The sequence below is a fragment of the Lysobacter oryzae DSM 21044 genome, from assembly GCF_059568595.1.
In genome coordinates this window covers 176234-191768 of the sequence record NZ_JCANTQ010000010.1, presented here as the reverse complement: position 1 = coordinate 191768, position 15535 = coordinate 176234, and the positions used below count along the sequence as shown (strand labels likewise).

Genomic DNA, 15535 nt, shown 5'->3' with positions numbered 1-15535 from the left:
GCGCGCCGGACGGACATCGCCATCACGGGCGCTGGGATTTTTCCGATTCTGCCGGCGGAGAACGACAGGCCCCGCAAATGCGGGGCCTGGCAGTAAGCCGGTTGCGGGTGGGCGGCCTATTCCAGCAGCGACCGCAGCATCCAGGCGTTCTTCTCGTGCACCTGCAGGCGCTGCGTCATCAGGTCCACCGTCGGATCGTCGCCGGCATCGTCCGCGGTCTTGAGCACCTTGCGCGCACTGCGGGCGACGGCTTCGTTGCCCACGACCAGCTGGCGGACCATTTCGCGCCAGGCCGCGGTGTCGCTCAGTCCCGGTTCCTCCGGAATCGAGGTGAGGCGGATGAATTCGGCGTACGAACCCGGCGCGTTGTAGCCGAGCGCGCGGATGCGTTCGGCGGTTTCGTCCAGCGCCGTCCACTGCTCGTTGTACTGGGTCTCGAACATCAGGTGCAGGGCGTTGAACATCGGCCCGGTGACGTTCCAGTGGAAGTTGTGGGTCTTCAGGTACAGGGTGAAGCTGTCCGACAGGAACCGCGCCAGCCCTTCCGCGATCTTCTTGCGATCGCCGCCGCCGATCCCGATATCGATGGCGGGCGCGTCGCCCGTGGGCGTTTCGACGGCCCGTGGCTGCGACGGGGCAGGCTCCGGCTTCGAGGACTTGTTCTTGGCCATGCTCATCTCCCTGGGGCACTTGCGGCGACAATAGGCCCGCGGGCGGACCGTTTGAAGTGGATTGTTTCTTTCAGTTGGATAGATGAACCCTATCGATGCAAACGCTAAGGCTGCGTCACGGCGAGGCGGCAAGGACCGCGCCCGGCCCGCTGGCGCGGCCGCGCCCGACGCTACGTTGCAGGAGGCTCGCCGCGCGATCGACGGCGCGCTGAGCCGCGACCGCGGCCGCCTGCATGGCCTGTGGTCGCGCTGGAGCGCCAAGCCGGCCGATGAGCAGGCGCAAGCCGCGTTCGCGCAGGCCCTGTCGGCATCGGTGGCGCAACGCGAGGCGCGCGTCGCCGCCCTGCCGCAGGCACCGGTGGATCCCTCGCTGCCGATTGCGGCCGAGGCCGAGCGCATCGTCGAGCTGATCCGGAAGCATCCGGTCGTGGTGATCGCCGGCGAGACGGGCTCGGGCAAGACCACGCAGATTCCCAAGCTGTGCCTGGCCGCCGGCCGCGGTGCCGCGGGCATGATCGGCTGCACCCAGCCGCGCCGGATCGCCGCGCGTGCGGTCGCGCGCCGCGTGGCCGAAGAATTGAACACGACGCTCGGCGGCGCGGTCGGATACCAGGTGCGCTTCACCGAGAACGTGGGCGAGCAGACCGCGGTGAAGTTCATGACCGACGGCATCCTGCTGGCCGAGATCCAGTCCGATCGCTGGCTGTCGCAGTACGACACGATCCTGATCGACGAGGCGCACGAGCGCAGCCTCAACATCGACTTCCTGCTCGGTTACCTGAAACAGCTGCTGCTCAAGCGCCGCGACCTCAAGGTGATCGTGACCTCGGCGACGATCGACACCGAGCGCTTCGCCGCCCATTTCGACAATGCGCCGGTGGTGAATGTCGAAGGCCGCAGCTATCCGGTGACGGTGCGCTATCGGCCGCTCGAGGGTGAAGGCGAAGAGGCCGGCGATCGCACCATCAACGACGGCATCCTCGGCGCCTGCGACGAGATCACCCGCGAGGATCCGCGCGGCGACGTCCTCATCTTCCTGCCCGGCGAGCGCGAGATCCGGGACGCGCACCAGGCGCTGGAACGGCGCAAGTACCGCGAGACCGAAGTATTGCCGCTGTATGCGCGGCTGTCGGTGCGCGACCAGGACCGCGTCTTCAACCCGGGCCCGAAGCGCCGCATCGTGCTGGCGACGAACGTGGCCGAGACGTCGCTGACGGTGCCGCGCATCCGCTACGTGGTCGACCCCGGCCTGGCGCGCGTCAAGCGCTACAGCCCGCGCGGCAAGCTCGACCGCCTGCACATCGAGGACATCTCCCAAGCCAGCGCCGACCAGCGCAAGGGCCGCTGCGGGCGCATCGCCGAAGGCACCTGCTACCGGCTGTATTCGGAAGCCGACTTCGAATCGCGGCCGCGCTACACGGATCCGGAAATCCGCCGCGCCGCGCTTGCCGGCGTGATCCTGCGGATGCTGTCGCTGGGGCTGGGACGGATCGAGGATTTCCCGTTCCTCGAGCCACCGGATCCGCGCGCGATCGCCGATGGCTGGCAGCAGCTGGGCGAGCTCGGCGCCATCGACATAGACACCGCAGGCGCGGGGCGCCGGCTGACGCCGATCGGCAAGCTGATGGCGCGCCTGCCGGTGGACGTCAAGCTCGCGCGCATGCTCGTCGCCGCCAACACGCACGGCTGCCTGCGCGAAATGCTCGCCATCGCCGCCTTCCTCGGCATCCAGGATCCGCGCGAGCGTCCCGCCGACCAGCGCGCCGCGGCCGACAACGCGCATGCGCAGTTCGCCGATCCGCGTTCCGAGTTCGTCGGCATCCTCAAGCTGTGGGATGCCTACCAGGCCGCGCACGAGGAGCTCACCCAGTCGAAGCTGCGGGCGTGGTGCGACAAGCACTTCCTCGGCTTCCTGCGCATGCGCGAATGGCGCGAGTTGCATCGGCAGCTGAAGGTGCTGTGCGACGAGCTGGGGTGGACGAGCCGTCGCGCCGACGAGCCGCCGGCCCGCGAACTCGACCACGCCGGCTACGCCACGTTGCACCGCGCCCTGCTCGCCGGCCTGCCGACGCAGATCGGCCAGCGCGGCGACAAGGGCTTCTACGACGGTCCGCGCGGACGCAAGTTCCAGCTGTTTCCCGGGTCGCCGCTGGCCAAGAAGCCGCCGCCGTGGGTGCTGGCCGCGACCCTGCTCGACACCGAGCGGGTGTGGTCGCTCACCAACGCCGCGATCGAACCGGACTGGGCGATCAGCGAGCTGCCGCACCTGCTCTCGCGTCGCCATCACGATCCGCACTGGGCACGTTCGCAGGGGCGCGTCGTCGGCAGCGAGCAGATCAGCCTGTTCGGCCTGGTGCTCGCGCCCAAGCGCCCGGTGCACTACGGCGCGCTGTTCCCCGAGGAGAGCCGCGTCATCTTCGCCCGCGACGCGCTGGTGACCGGCGAGATCAACACGCGATGCGCGTTCCTGCCGCGCAACCTCGCCACCCTGGCGAAGGCGAAGGAGGAGGAAGCCAAGCAGCGCCGCGCCGGCCTCGTCGTCGACGAGGAGTGGATGGCGCAGTGGTACCTCGACCGCCTGCCGCCGCACGTGCACAACGCGCAGGCCCTGGATGCGTGGTACGGCAAGCTGCCGCCCGCGGAGAAGGCGAAGCTGGAATGGTCTTTCGACGACCTGATGATCGGTGGCGAGACCGAAGCGGCGCGCTTCCCGCCGTACCTCACCCTGGGCAACGCGAAGCTCGCGGTGAAGTACCGCTTCGAACCGGGCGCGCCCGACGACGGCATGACCGTCGCCGTGCCGCTGCACCTGCTCAATGCGCTGGACCCGGCGCGGCTGTCCTGGCTGGCGCCCGGCTTCGTCGCCGACAAGGCCGCGGGCCTGATCAAGTCCTTGCCGAAGACGCTGCGCCGCAACTTCGTGCCGGCGCCGGATTTCGCCCGTGCGTTCCATGAGGCGCATCCGCAGCCGTCGGCCGATTCGCTGCCGGGCGAGCTGGCGCGCTTCCTGCGCAAGCTCGGTGGCGTGGAACTCGCCGCGACCGATTTCGACGAGGCCGCGCTGGAGCCCCACCTGCGCATCAACCTGCGCCTGCTCGACGTGCCCGCGAAGGGCGGTGACGGCCGCACCGCACCAGCCGGGCACGTCCTCGCCGAGTCACGCGACCTCGACGACCTGCGCCGCCGCTTCGGCGAACGCGCCGCCGCGGCGTTCGCGGCGAAGGCCGCCGATGGCCTGGCGCAGAGCGGACTGACCGCGTTTCCCGACACCGCGATCCCGGTGTCGGTGCCGGGTGCGGGCGGCGTTCCGGCCTACCCGGCGCTGCACGACGACCGCGACAGCGCATCGCTGCGCGTCCACGCCGAGCGCGAAGTCGCGCAGCGTGCGCATCCGCGCGGCGTCCGCCGCCTGCTCGCGATCGCGCTCGCCGACAAGCTCAAGCAGGCGCGCAAGCAGTTGCCGGTGTCGCCGAAGATCGGCCTGCTCTACGCCGCGATCGAATCCGCATCGCCGCGAGTGGACGGACTGAAGGACGGCGACCGCCTGCGCGCCGACCTGGTCGATGGCGCGTTCGATGCGTTGACGCGCGATGGCCTGGACGGCATCCGCGACGCGGTCGGCTTCGGCGAGCGCCGCGATGCCGTGGCCAGGCAGTTGTTTCCGGAAGCCACCGAGCGCCTGCGCCAGGCCGAGGCGATCCTTGGCGCCGTGGCGGAGGTTCGCGCCAAGCTGGAATCGCCGCTGATGGGCTGGGCCAGCGGCAACCTCGACGACATGCGCCGGCACCTCGCCGCGCTCACGCCCCCCGGTTTCCTGCGCGACGTACCCGCCGACGCGCTGCGCGAATACCCGCGCTACCTCAAGGCGCTGTCGTTGCGCGGCGAGCGCGCGCTACGCGATCCCAGCCGCGACCAGGCGCGCATGCTCGAGCTCAAGCCGTTCGCCGATGCGCTCGCGGCCGCGGTCGAGCAGGGTGAGGCCGAAGCCCCCGGGTGGCAGGCCTTGCGCTGGGAGCTGGAGGAACTGCGGGTGTCGTTGTTCGCGCAGGAACTGGGCGCACGCGGCGGCGTGTCGCCGAAGAAGCTGGCGCAGCGCCTGGCTGCGCTGCGGGGTTGAGTCCGCGGCAAGGGTGCGTCAGTCGATCCGGTAGACGCGCGCCTTCGGCAGGTCCTCGTCGACCTGCAGGAACCAGCGCCCGGCGATCCCCGGCACGACGAGGATGTCCGGGTCCTGCAGCGGCTTGCGCAGCTTCATCTCGCCCTTCAGCACCTTCCATTGCTGGCCGTTTTCCAGCATGAACACGATGCCCGGCTCCCAACCGGAGATGGCGCCTTTGGCGCGGGTGTGGATCGGCTTGTCGTCCAGGCCAACGTAGGCGCGCGGCACGCGGTCATCATCGTCCCGCGGTGCCGATGTCGGCGGCAGGCATTTCTCGCGCAGTAACCGGTCCAGCGCCGCCAGTTGCGCCGGCGTGAGCGTGTCCAGGCCGGCTGCGTGCATCTCCTCCGCGCTCAGGCGCTGCTGGATGCCGGCGGCCTGGGCGCGGACGCCCGCGGGCAGGGCGAATGCAATCGCCAGGGCGAAGCCACCAATGATCTTGCGCAACATCCTCACGCGCTCCTCGGGGCAGGTTGGCAGGCGCCAACGGGCCATCGTGGGGGGCGGATGTTGCAGTTGCGTGTCAGCGGCGGTCGCGACTCACGGGGCGATCCGCCGGACTTTGGCGCCCACGCTGATGCCTTCGATCCGGAGGTACCAGCTGCCCAGAACCCCGGGGCGCACCGTCGCCCTGGGGCTGCGCAACGGCACCGGCGCGTAGTAATCGCCTTCGACCACGCGCCAGCGCTGGCCGTTTTCCAGTGCGAACACGGTGCCCGCCGACCAGCCGCGGACCTCGCCCCTGATCGTGCTGGTCACCGGCGCGTCCTGCTGCCGCCCGGCATCGCGTGCGCGCTCCGCCGCGGCCTTGGCCTGCTCGTCGCGCAGCAACTGGTTGAGCAGGGACAACTGGTCGTCGCTGAGCTGGTCCAGGCCCGTGGCATGCAGTTGCTCGGCGGACAGGCGCTGCTCGAGGGCCACGTAGGCGCCCTGGGCCGCCACCGGACCCGCGCAGAGCAACATCACTGCAAGCGTGCACGCGGAGCGGCGCCAGCGCCGCCACCGGGTCGCGGGCGTCATTTCACCCGCCGCACGCTTGCACGCGTGTTGTAGCCCTCGACCTGCAGGTACCAGCTGTTGCCGATGAGGCTGGGGGTGATCTTCACCTGCGGGTCCGTCTTGCGAACGCCGGCCAGCGATGCGGCGTCGACTTGTTCCCACACCTGGCCGTTATCCAGCGTCCAACTGCGGCCGCGCGCGAAGCCGCGGAATTCACCGCTGATCCTGGCGGCAATCGGATCGCTCTTGCCGAAGCTGGAGAAACCGCGATTCTCGGTTTCCACCCGCTCCTTGGCCTGGGTGGCCGCCTTGGTGGTTTCGACTTCGAGCGTGTTGTTGAGCCATGCGTTGAGGTTGGCCAGTTCCTGTGGCGACAATTTGTCCAGCCCGGCGGCCTTGAACTGCTCCGGCGTCATCTGCCGTTCGATCGGCGGTTGCGCGTGCGCCGGCGGTACCAGCGCGAGCAGGCCGAGCAACATGAGCGAATTCCAAAACGGACGCAGGCGGATCTTCTGCATGGCTGTTCCTCCGGGCGGTTGGGGGCTAGTGTAGACCGGTCGATCCGGTTCCTCCCCATGTCCTCCGTTGCCCTGCGCCTCGACGAAATCCTGACGCTGCCCGCCGCGATGCCTTCGGCGGGCGCGATCGCGCCTGCGCTGCGGTTGGCGTTGCAGTCCGCGTATGGCGAGGTCGGCGCGAGGCTGCGCGACTCGCAGGCGGTGGTCGCGACCACGCTGGACCTGCTGGCCAAGCTCGGTGCCGACGGCGAAACCATCGCCGCGGCATTGCTGCACGATGCCCCGCCCGCGGGCGGCCTGGCCGCGATCGAAAAGCAGTTCCCGGCGGTAGCCGCGCTGGTGGAAGGACAGAACGCCGCCGCGCAGGTGTGGTCGCTGCATGCCGAGCATGGTTCGCACGCCAGCAACGAAGGCTTGCGTCGCCTGCTGCTGGCCATCGTGCGCGACCTACGCGTGGTGCCGATCCTGCTCGCGCGGCAGCTGGCGCGCATGCGCAACGCCGCCGGCCTGCCCGAGGCCCAGCAACGCGCGCTCGCCGAACTCACCCGCGACATCCACGCGCCGCTGGCGAACCGGCTCGGCATCTGGCAGCTGAAGTGGGAACTGGAAGACCTCGCGTTCCGTTACCTCGAGCCGGAAACCTACAAGCAGATCGCGCGCCTGCTCGACGAGAAGCGCGGCGATCGCGAGCGCTACATCGATGCGGTCAGGCAGACGCTGCAGCACGCGATGGAGGCGCAGGGCATCCGCGCCGACGTCGCCGGGCGCCCCAAGCACATCTACAGCATCTGGAAGAAGATGCGGCGCAAGGACGTGCCGATCAGCGAGCTCTACGACCTGCGCGCCGTGCGCGTGCTCGTCGACGACGTGGCCGCGTGCTACGCCGCGCTCGGCGTGGTGCATTCGACCTGGGCGCCGGTGCCGAGCGAGTTCGACGACTACATCGCGAGGCCCAAGCGCAACGACTACCGCTCGCTGCACACCGCGGTGATCGGCCCGGAAGGCAAGACCCTGGAGGTGCAGATCCGCACCTTCGACATGCACCGGCAGGCCGAGCTCGGCGTCGCCGCGCACTGGAAATACAAGGAAGTCGGCAGCCACAGCGCCGACGCGGCCTTCGACCGCAAGATCGCCTGGATGCGCAAGCTGCTGGAGGCGCACGGCGAGGGCGAGGCCGCGCTCAGCGGCGAATTCGACAGCGAACTGGTCGAGGACCGCGTCTATGTCCTCACGCCCAAGGGCGAAGTGATCGACCTGCCCACGGGGGCGACGCCGCTGGACTTCGCCTACCACGTGCACACGCAGGTCGGGCATCGCTGCCGTGGCGCGAAGGTCGACGGCCGCATCGTTCCCCTGGATTACAGGCTGCGCACCGGCGATCGCGTCGAGATCCTGACCGGCAAGACCGAGTCGCCGCGGCGCGACTGGCTGGTGCCCGCCAACGGCTTCCTGGCCAGCAGCCGGTCGCGCGAGAAGGTGCGTACCTGGTTCCACAAGCTCGATCGGGCGCGCAACGAACACGAAGGCAAGGAGCTGCTGGACAAGGAACTGCGCCGCCTGGGCCTGCTGGGCGCGGACCTGGCGCCGGTGCATGCACGGTTCAACGTGGACAGCGATGGCGACCTGCACGTGCTGGTTGCGCTTGGCGACGTCGGCCCGCACCAGGTCGCGCGGGCGCTGATGGAGGCGGAGCGTTCCGTCGCCGACGACGCGGCCTCGGCGATTTCCGTGACGCGGGCGCCGCGCAAGGTGCCGAAGCGAGCGACGGAGTTCACCGTCGAGGGCGTCGGCAACCTGCTGGTGCAGCTCGCGCGCTGCTGCCAGCCGGTCGCGGGCGAACCCATCGTCGGCTACCTCACGCGCGGCCGCGGCGTCAGCGTGCACCGGCCGGACTGCGCGTCCTATCTGCGCCTGGCGGCGGCGCAACCGCAGCGGGTATTGCCGGTGGAATGGGGCCAGAAGGGCGGTGGCTACGAAGTCGATGTCGAAGTGCTGGCGCTCGATCGCAAGTGGCTGCTCAAGGAAGTCAGCAACGTCATCGCCCAGGCCAACGCCCACGTCACCAGCATCAGCAGCCAGCTCGAGCGCAACGGTGCGCACGTGCGCCTGCGGGCGCGCTTGCGGGTGAACGATTACGGCCAGCTCTCGGCCCTGCTGGGCAAGCTGTCGGCGCTGCCCGGCGTCGAAAACGCGCAGCGCAGCTGAAGGCGCTGCTTCGGCTGCCTCACCGCGCGCACGGCCCGGTCATTGGCGAGGCGCTATCCTCCGGTGGATGACTGCTCAGGAGCCAGGTTCGGATTCGACACGCACGCCACCGCGCGAGCCGGCGATGGGGCGTTTCGACGAACTGCAGTTCCGTCCGCGGCCTGGGCGCGTGCGCGGCCTGCGCAAGGCGCGCTTCCTGCGGCGGCTGGGCGAGTGGGACTGGCGCTGGACCCTGGCGCTGCTGGCGTTCGCGGTCGCCCTGTTGCTCATCCTGAGGCAGCCGCTCGCCGACTGGCTGTGGCCGCAGACGCGCGCCGAACGACTCCACGTCCGCGCCGAACATGCGCTAGCCGCCGGCCGCCTCACCGCTCCCGATGGCAGCGGTGCGCGCGAACTGTATTCGGCGGCGCTGGCGCTGGACCCGGACCGTGCCGATGCGCGCGCAGGACTGGATCGCGTCGGTCAGGCCGCGCTCGCGCAGGCGCGTGCCGCGATTGCGCGGCGCCAGTTCGACAAGGCGCACGAGGCGCTACAGCTTGCGGATGCCTTGTCGGTGCCGCGTGCACAGGTCGACGCGTTGCGCGAGACGTTGCGGCGCAACGAGGCCGCGTCGGTCGGCATCGACGAACTGCTGCGCCGGGCCGCGGCCGCGCGCCAGGCAGGAAGGCTCGACGGCGAGGGCGGGGCACTGCCCCTGTACCAGCGCGTGCTGGAGCTGGAGCCCGCCAGCACCGAGGCGCTGGAGGGCCGCGAGGACACGCTGTCGGACCTGTTGCAGCAGGCGCGTACGCGATTGTCCGCTGGCAACCTGGTCGCCGCCGCACTGATCGTGCGCAGCGTGCAGGCGGCGGATGCGGGTCACGTGGAATTGCCCGAAATGCTCGCCGAACTGGGCAAGGGCGCGGAGCGTACCCGCGCGCAGGCCGACCGCGCATTGCGCCGCGGCGACGTGACCGGTGCGCTGCAGGAATACGGTGCCGTGCTGGTGGTGGATCCGGACGATCCCGATGCCCTGCGTGGCGTGCAGGCGGTGGCCGCCGTGCATGCGCGCCGGAGCGAGCGTCTGGCCGCGGACTACCGCTTCGCCGACGCAGAGGCGGAACTGCGCGAGGCGACGAAGATCGCCGGCACGTCCGCGTCGCAGGTGCCGGCCATTACCGAGGCCCAGCAGCATCTGGCGCGCGCGCGGCAGACGCAACGGCACAGCAGCGCTGCCGCGCCCACCGCGGCCCAGCGCCGGCGCGTGGCGGAGTTGCTCGCGGAGGCCGCGCAGGCCCAGGCGCGCGGCGACCTGCTCACGCCGCCGGGTGACAGTGCGTTCGACAAGCTGCGCGCGGCGCGGGCACTGGCGCCGCAGGACCCGCGCGTGCGCGCGGCGTCGGCGCGGTTGCTGCCCGCCGCCGTGGAGTGCTTCGACGATGCGCTGCGTGCCAACAAGCTCGTACGCGCCGGGGCATGCCTGGACGTGCGCCGAACTCTCGAGGGCGACGCCGCGGCCGTGCGCGGCGGACGCAGCGAGCTGGCGCAGCGCTGGATCGCGCTCGGCGACCAGCGGCTCAGTGCCGGCGAAATCCAGGCCGCGCGGGCGGCGCTCGACGCAGCGCGCGCACTGGATCCCGCCGCGGAAGGACTCGCCGCATTCGCCGAGCGCCTGCGCATCGCGAGCATGGCCACCGAACCCGAGGCGCGCCAGCAATAAGCGCGGGGCGTCAGGCCAGCAGCACCCGCCGCACGACCTCGCGGCCGGCGTCGAGCGAGAAGTGGCGTTCCACGTTGCGCAGGCCATTCGCGGCCAGGCGCTGCCACAGCGCCGCATCACGGTAGGCGAGCACGACCGCGTCCGCGAAACTCTCCGCGTCGTCGGCGACCAGCACGTCCTCGCCGGCCTGCAGGTGCATGCCTTCCACCGCGCACGCGGTCGCGACCACGGGCTGGCCGTGCGCCATGCTCAGGTTGACCTTGCCCTTGACCCCGGCGCCATAGCGCAGCGGCGCCACCGCGACGCGTGCGCCGTCCATGAACGGTGCGATGTCGGCGACATGGCCATGCACGACCACGCCCGGATGCGCCGCGAGCATGGCGATCGCATCGGGGACGTCGCCGCCGACGCAATGGAAGCGCACCTCGGGTAGTCGCTGGCGGATCCGCGGCAGCACCGACTCGACGAACCACGCCACCGCATCGGCATTGGGCGGATGACGGAAGCCGCCGACGAAGACCAGGTCATGGCGGCGGTCGAATGCGAGCCCTGGGCCGGCGACGCGGTGCAGGTTGGACAGCACCTCGACCGTCGCGCCCGGCGCGTCCGCGGCGAGCAGGTCGCGTTCGATCCCGCTGACGACCAGGGTGGCATCGCAGTGCGCGACCACCTCGAGCTCGAGCTCGCGCGTGCGCTCGGCCGCACGCAACAGTGCCGGATCGCCGGCGAGTTCGGCGCCGCGGCGTTCGCGCAGGTAGTGCAGGTCGATGCTGTCGAACACGATCCGCGCACGCGGCGCATGTTCGCGCAGCGCCGGCAGGAACTCGCGTGCGACGAAGTGCCGGCACACCACCACGGTGTCGAAGCGACACCCGTGCCGGCGCAGCCAGCTCGTCGCCCGCTCGACGAAGGGCGCATGCCAGACCTCCACGCCCAACTGCTGCAGCGCCGGGGTCCAAGCGTCGTCGTAGGCGCGGTCCGCGGGTAGGAACACGACGTGCGCCCCTTCCTCGCGCAGCAGGCGGAACAGGTTGACCAGGCGCAGCGAGCCGGAATCGCGGTCGGGATGCGGCGTGGATTCGTCGATCACCAGCACGGTGCGGCGTTGGCCGCGATGCGCGGCGTCTTCGGGATCGCTGCCCGGGGCCGGATGGTGCGCGAGCGCGTCGCGCCACTTGGCGCGGAACACCTCGCGATTGCGGACCTGGTAGGCCTTGATCCCGCTGCTGGTGTCGGTCCCGGCGGTGGCGCCCTCCATGTGCACGACGCGCGAGGCCGGCTGGTACAGCACCTGGTAACCGGCCGCGCGCACCGCGAAGGCCAGGTCGGTGTCCTCGTAGTAGGCCGGCGCATAGCGCGTGTCGAAGCCACCGAGTTGTTCGAACAGACGGCGCGGCAGCGCGATCGCGGCGCCCGAGCAGTAATCGGCCTCGCGCACGCAGGCGAGGCGCGGCTCGCCGGGCGATTCGAAGCGCCCATAGTTGGCGGCGCTGCCGTCGGCGAAGACGATGCCGCCGGCCTCCTGCAGTCGTCCGTCCGGATACAGCAGTTGCGCGCCGGCCAGTCCGCACTGCGGATGGTCGGCGAAGGTCTCCAGCAACGCGTCCAGCCAACCCGGTTGCGGGATGGTGTCGTTGTTGAGGAACACCAGGTATTCGCCCCGTGCGATCGCGGCGCCGTCGTTGCACGCGGCAATGAAGCCGCCATTGCTCCGGCGGCGGTGGTAGCGCAATCCGGTCACCTGCAGCAGCGAGGCCTCGGTGTCGTCGCTGGAGCCGTCGTCGACGACGATGATCTCGACCGGCATCCGCGGCGGGTGCGCGGCCAGCGAACGCAGGCACGCCAGCGTGTGCGCGAACTGGTTGAACACCGGAATGACGATGCTGGCCCGCGGGGTCTCGCCGGCGGCGCCGGTCGGCAGCGGGAAAGGAGCGAACGGCATGGCCGCAGGCAGGTGCAGCACGTCGCGCTGTGCCTGCGGCACGCGGCGCAGGTGCTTCTGCATCCGCTGCCACGAGGCGTGCAGGCCGCGCGTGCGCAGGCTCGCCATGCCACGCCTGAACAGTCCCGCGCTGCGACGAAGTAAGAACCGCAGGTCGGTCCAGTTCATGCCCATGGTGCGTCCGCTTTGAACTCCGTTGGGGGGCTGCCTGTCCGGGGCATGAACGGTTCGCGCATGCGTTCGCGTGAACCGGGACGATCGGCGCGCGGGCCCATGATCGGCCTGCGCTAGACTCGCCCAATTCGGGCGCAGCCCACCTATTCTGGCATCCAGTGGCGATCGATTACGACGAAGACGAAGGCGGCGGGCACGGCGAGGGCAGCGACAGCGGGCAGTGGAAGCGGCGGCTGGTCACCTGGACGCTGGCGGCGATCGGCCTCGGCCTGGGCTTCCTGATCCCGTACACGCTGTACCTCAACCACCAGGTCACCGAGCGCTTCGGCCGCCTCAAGTGGCAGATCCCCACCCGCGTGTACGCGCGACCGCTGGAGCTGCGCCCGGGGCTGGCGCTGGACATGCGCACGCTGAAGACCGAACTCGACGCCGCCGGCTACCACGAGGGCGACGGCGCCCGCGAAGGCAGCTACGCGCAGAACGGCGGTCGCTGGAAGATCTCCAGCCGTGGCTTCAATGACGTCGACGGCGCGGTGCCGGCGCGACGGCTGGAGGTGGTGGTGTCTGGCTCCCGCGTCGCCAGCGTCCGCGATGCCGCCAGCAAGGGGTCGCTGAAGGTCGCGCGGCTCGATCCCGCGCGCATCGCCACGCTCTACGGCCAGCAGCAGGAAGAACGCCGCCTGGTCCGCATCGAGGAAGTCCCCGAGCTGCTGGTGACCGGCCTGCAGGCGGTCGAGGACCGCGACTTCAACCACCACATCGGCATCGATTTCAGCGGCATGCTGCGCGCGGCGTTCAAGACCGCCACCGGGCGCAAGCAGGGCGCGAGCACCCTGACCCAGCAGCTCGCGCGCAGCGGCCTGCTCGGCATCGGCAAGGAACAGACTTGGACGCGCAAGGGCAAGGAGATCCTGTACGCGCTGATCATCGATGCGCGCTACGAGAAGCGCGACATCCTCGAGGCGTACCTCAACCAGGTCTACATGGGCCAGCGCGGCTCGCAGGCGATCCATGGCGTCGCCGCCGCGTCCGAGTTCTGGTTCGGACGCGACCTGCGCGACCTCAGCACCGAGCAGATCGCGCTTCTGGTCGGCATCGTGCGCGGCCCGTCGTGGTACGACCCGCGGCGCAATCCGGAGCGCGCGCTGGAGCGACGCAACTTTGCCCTGGGCGAATTCCGCGAAACCAACCTGATCGATGAGAAGGAATACCAGCGCGCGCTGAAGGCGCCGCTGGGCGTGACCGAAGCCGCGGGCAGCCTCGCGCCGAACCGCTTCCCGGCCTACGTCGATCTCGTCCGCCGCCAGCTGGCGCGCGACTATCCCGCCGACCAGCTCGCCGGCGCCGGCCTGAGCGTGATGACCGGCATGTCGCCGGCGGCGCAGGCAATGGCCGAAGGCGCCGTGACGCGCACGCTCAAGAGCCTGGACAGCAAGCGCCGGCCGCCGCTGCAGGCCGGGCTGGTGGTCACCGACGTGCACAACGGCGAAGTCGTCGCGGTGGTGGGCAGCCGCGAATACGCCGAGCACGGCTTCAACCGCGCGGTCGAGGCACAGCGCCCGGTCGGCTCGCTGATCAAGCCGTTCGTGTACCTGCTCGCCCTGGCCACGCCCGACCAGTATTCGCTCGCCAGCTACGTCGACGATTCCCCGGTGACGGTCGATCTCGGCCGCGGCAAGCGCTGGAATCCCGGGAACTCCGACGGCCGCAGCCACGGCAGCGTGCGCCTGATCGATGCGCTGGCGATGTCCTACAACCAGGCGACGGTGCGGATCGGCATGAAGGTCGCGCCCGAGCGCATCGCCGACCTGATCCGCACGCTCGCCGGCATCCAGGCCGAGCCGCGCCCGTCGCTGATCCTCGGCGCGGTGGACCAGAGTCCGTACGCGATGGCGCAGCTGTATCAGTTCCTCGCCAGCGGCGGCCAGATCCAGCCGCTGCACGCGGTGCGGGGCGTGCTCGATGCCAACGGGCGCGCGCTCAACCGCTACGACACCAAGCCGGCGCCGGCGCAGGAAGGCGATGCGATCGCGGCGCGCCTGATCACGATCGCCGGGCAGCAGACCGTGACCAGCGGCACCGCGGCGCAACTCGCGCGCGATGGCCTCGGCCGCCTCAATTCGGCGGGCAAGACCGGCACCAGCAACGACGGCCGCGACAGCTGGTACGCCGGCTGGACCGGCGACCACCTCGCCGTGATCTGGGTCGGCAACGACCAGAACAAGGAAACCGGCCTGTACGGCGCCACCGGCGCGATGCGCGTGTGGTCGGCGATCTTCGCGCGGCTGCCGAGCGCGCCGCTGCAGGTGGGCAGCAAGGGCATCGACTGGCAATGGGTGATCGGCAGCAACACCACCGACGCCGATTGCGCGGGTGCGCGCCGGTTCGCTTTCGTCGCCGGCTTCGCCCCGCAGTACGCGCCGTGCCCGATGCCGCAACCGCAGGCCGAGGAAGGCGAGGGCGGCGGCTGGCGCGACTGGTTCGGCTTGGGGCGCGACAAGGACGAAGAGGAACAGCGCGAGGCACCGCCTCCGCCCGACCAGCAATGACGCCGATGAAGCCGATTCCGATGGGGTCGATCAGGGAGGGAGGCTGGATCGCCGCGGCGATGCTGCTGCTCGGCGCCTGCACCACGCCCGCGATGAAGCCCGCGGCCCCGGTGTATGACGCCGCCGCGATCGTGCAGGCGATTCGCGCCGCGGGCACGTCCGCGTCCAGCGAACTCGAGGTGCATCCGCTGCGCGACCCGCAGGTGGAAGACCTGCGGCAGCAGGCCGTGCAACTCGAGGCCAGGCACATGTACCGCGGCGCGGCCGAGCTGCTCGATCGCGCGCTGCAGCTCAACGCCAGCGACCCCGCATTGCTGCAGGAGCGTGCCGAGCTCGCCTTTCTGCTGCAGGAGCCGGCGCAGGCCCAGCAACTGGCGAAGCAGGCCATCGACCTGGGTTCCACCACCGGGCCGCTGTGCCGCCGCCATTGGGAGACGCAGCTGCAGGCGGCGTTGCTGCGCGCCAACGATCGCGTGGTCCGGCGCGGCGAAAGCACGGCGCAGGCAAGCGCGCGCGTGGCGGCCGCCGCCGCGGGGGTGCGCGGCGCGCGCACGCAGCGCGACGCGTGCACCGTGGCCGCGCCCAGCCGCTTCTGACGACTACCTGCCGATGACGATCC

10 protein-coding genes are annotated in these 15535 nt (G+C 70.7%); 5 read left to right on the top strand and 5 right to left on the bottom strand.

Features of this window, described 5'->3' with window-relative positions; genetic code table 11:
* Window positions 1-116 precede the first annotated feature (116 nt).
* Window positions 117-677: a Dps family protein gene (locus BP05_RS07005; protein WP_496361859.1), complete on the bottom strand. Its 561-nt coding sequence runs from the start codon at window positions 675-677 to the stop codon at window positions 117-119.
* A gap of 76 nt (window positions 678-753) precedes the next feature.
* On the opposite strand from BP05_RS07005, the gene hrpA reads away from it, so the two are divergent.
* Window positions 754-4788 carry an ATP-dependent RNA helicase HrpA gene (hrpA, locus tag BP05_RS07000; protein WP_496361857.1) on the top strand — a complete coding sequence of 1345 codons (4035 nt, stop codon included), beginning with the start codon at window positions 754-756 and terminating at the stop codon, window positions 4786-4788.
* An 18-nt stretch (window positions 4789-4806) separates the two neighbouring features.
* Here hrpA and BP05_RS06995 read toward each other — a convergent pair whose 3' ends face one another.
* The 3 genes from BP05_RS06995 to BP05_RS06985 all read right to left on the bottom strand — a co-directional run bounded on the left by BP05_RS06995 (window position 4807) and on the right by BP05_RS06985 (window position 6347).
* Window positions 4807-5280, bottom strand: a complete 474-nt coding sequence (locus BP05_RS06995) for a hypothetical protein (protein ID WP_496361855.1) — start codon at window positions 5278-5280, stop codon at window positions 4807-4809.
* 90 nt (window positions 5281-5370) lie between these two features.
* The gene (locus BP05_RS06990) at window positions 5371-5793 is read right to left on the bottom strand and encodes a hypothetical protein (RefSeq protein ID WP_496361853.1); all 423 of its coding nucleotides are present in this window, start codon (window positions 5791-5793) and stop codon (window positions 5371-5373) included.
* Between the two features lie 53 nt (window positions 5794-5846).
* Window positions 5847-6347, bottom strand: coding sequence for a hypothetical protein (locus tag BP05_RS06985; protein ID WP_496361851.1), 501 nt, complete (start codon window positions 6345-6347; stop codon window positions 5847-5849).
* 57 nt (window positions 6348-6404) lie between these two features.
* Here BP05_RS06985 and BP05_RS06980 point away from each other — a divergent pair, with 57 nt between their 5' ends.
* Window positions 6405-8552: a RelA/SpoT family protein gene (locus BP05_RS06980; RefSeq protein WP_496361849.1), complete on the top strand. Its 2148-nt coding sequence runs from the start codon at window positions 6405-6407 to the stop codon at window positions 8550-8552.
* Window positions 8553-8676: 124 nt separating this feature from the next.
* Entirely contained in the window at window positions 8677-10251 is a 1575-nt protein-coding gene (locus tag BP05_RS06975; protein ID WP_496361847.1) for a hypothetical protein, read from the top strand.
* 10 nt (window positions 10252-10261) lie between these two features.
* Here BP05_RS06975 and BP05_RS06970 read toward each other — a convergent pair whose 3' ends face one another.
* Window positions 10262-12367 (bottom strand): glycosyltransferase, encoded by a 2106-nt coding sequence (locus BP05_RS06970; protein WP_496361845.1) that lies wholly within the window; start codon window positions 12365-12367, stop codon window positions 10262-10264.
* Between the two features lie 164 nt (window positions 12368-12531).
* Between BP05_RS06970 and mrcB the strand changes: the two genes are divergently transcribed.
* Window positions 12532-14916 (top strand): penicillin-binding protein 1B, encoded by a 2385-nt coding sequence (gene mrcB, locus BP05_RS06965; protein ID WP_496362320.1) that lies wholly within the window; start codon window positions 12532-12534, stop codon window positions 14914-14916.
* A 5-nt stretch (window positions 14917-14921) separates the two neighbouring features.
* The gene (locus BP05_RS06960) at window positions 14922-15512 is read left to right on the top strand and encodes a hypothetical protein (protein WP_496361843.1); all 591 of its coding nucleotides are present in this window, start codon (window positions 14922-14924) and stop codon (window positions 15510-15512) included.
* Window positions 15513-15535 lie beyond the last annotated feature (23 nt).

Bases quoted from the DNA above. Each gene is read 5' to 3' on its own strand.
- hrpA (WP_496361857.1), top strand. From the start codon at position 754: ATGAACCCTATCGATGCAAACGCTAAGGCTGCGTCACGGCGAGGCGGC.
- BP05_RS07005 (WP_496361859.1), bottom strand. From the start codon at position 677: ATGAGCATGGCCAAGAACAAGTCCTCGAAGCCGGAGCCTGCCCCGTCG.
- BP05_RS06990 (WP_496361853.1), bottom strand. From the start codon at position 5,793: ATGTTGCTCTGCGCGGGTCCGGTGGCGGCCCAGGGCGCCTACGTGGCC.
- BP05_RS06975 (WP_496361847.1), top strand. From the start codon at position 8,677: ATGGGGCGTTTCGACGAACTGCAGTTCCGTCCGCGGCCTGGGCGCGTG.
- BP05_RS06980 (WP_496361849.1), top strand. From the start codon at position 6,405: ATGTCCTCCGTTGCCCTGCGCCTCGACGAAATCCTGACGCTGCCCGCC.
- BP05_RS06985 (WP_496361851.1), bottom strand. From the start codon at position 6,347: ATGCAGAAGATCCGCCTGCGTCCGTTTTGGAATTCGCTCATGTTGCTC.
- BP05_RS06960 (WP_496361843.1), top strand. From the start codon at position 14,922: ATGAAGCCGATTCCGATGGGGTCGATCAGGGAGGGAGGCTGGATCGCC.
- BP05_RS06995 (WP_496361855.1), bottom strand. From the start codon at position 5,280: ATGTTGCGCAAGATCATTGGTGGCTTCGCCCTGGCGATTGCATTCGCC.
- BP05_RS06970 (WP_496361845.1), bottom strand. From the start codon at position 12,367: ATGGGCATGAACTGGACCGACCTGCGGTTCTTACTTCGTCGCAGCGCG.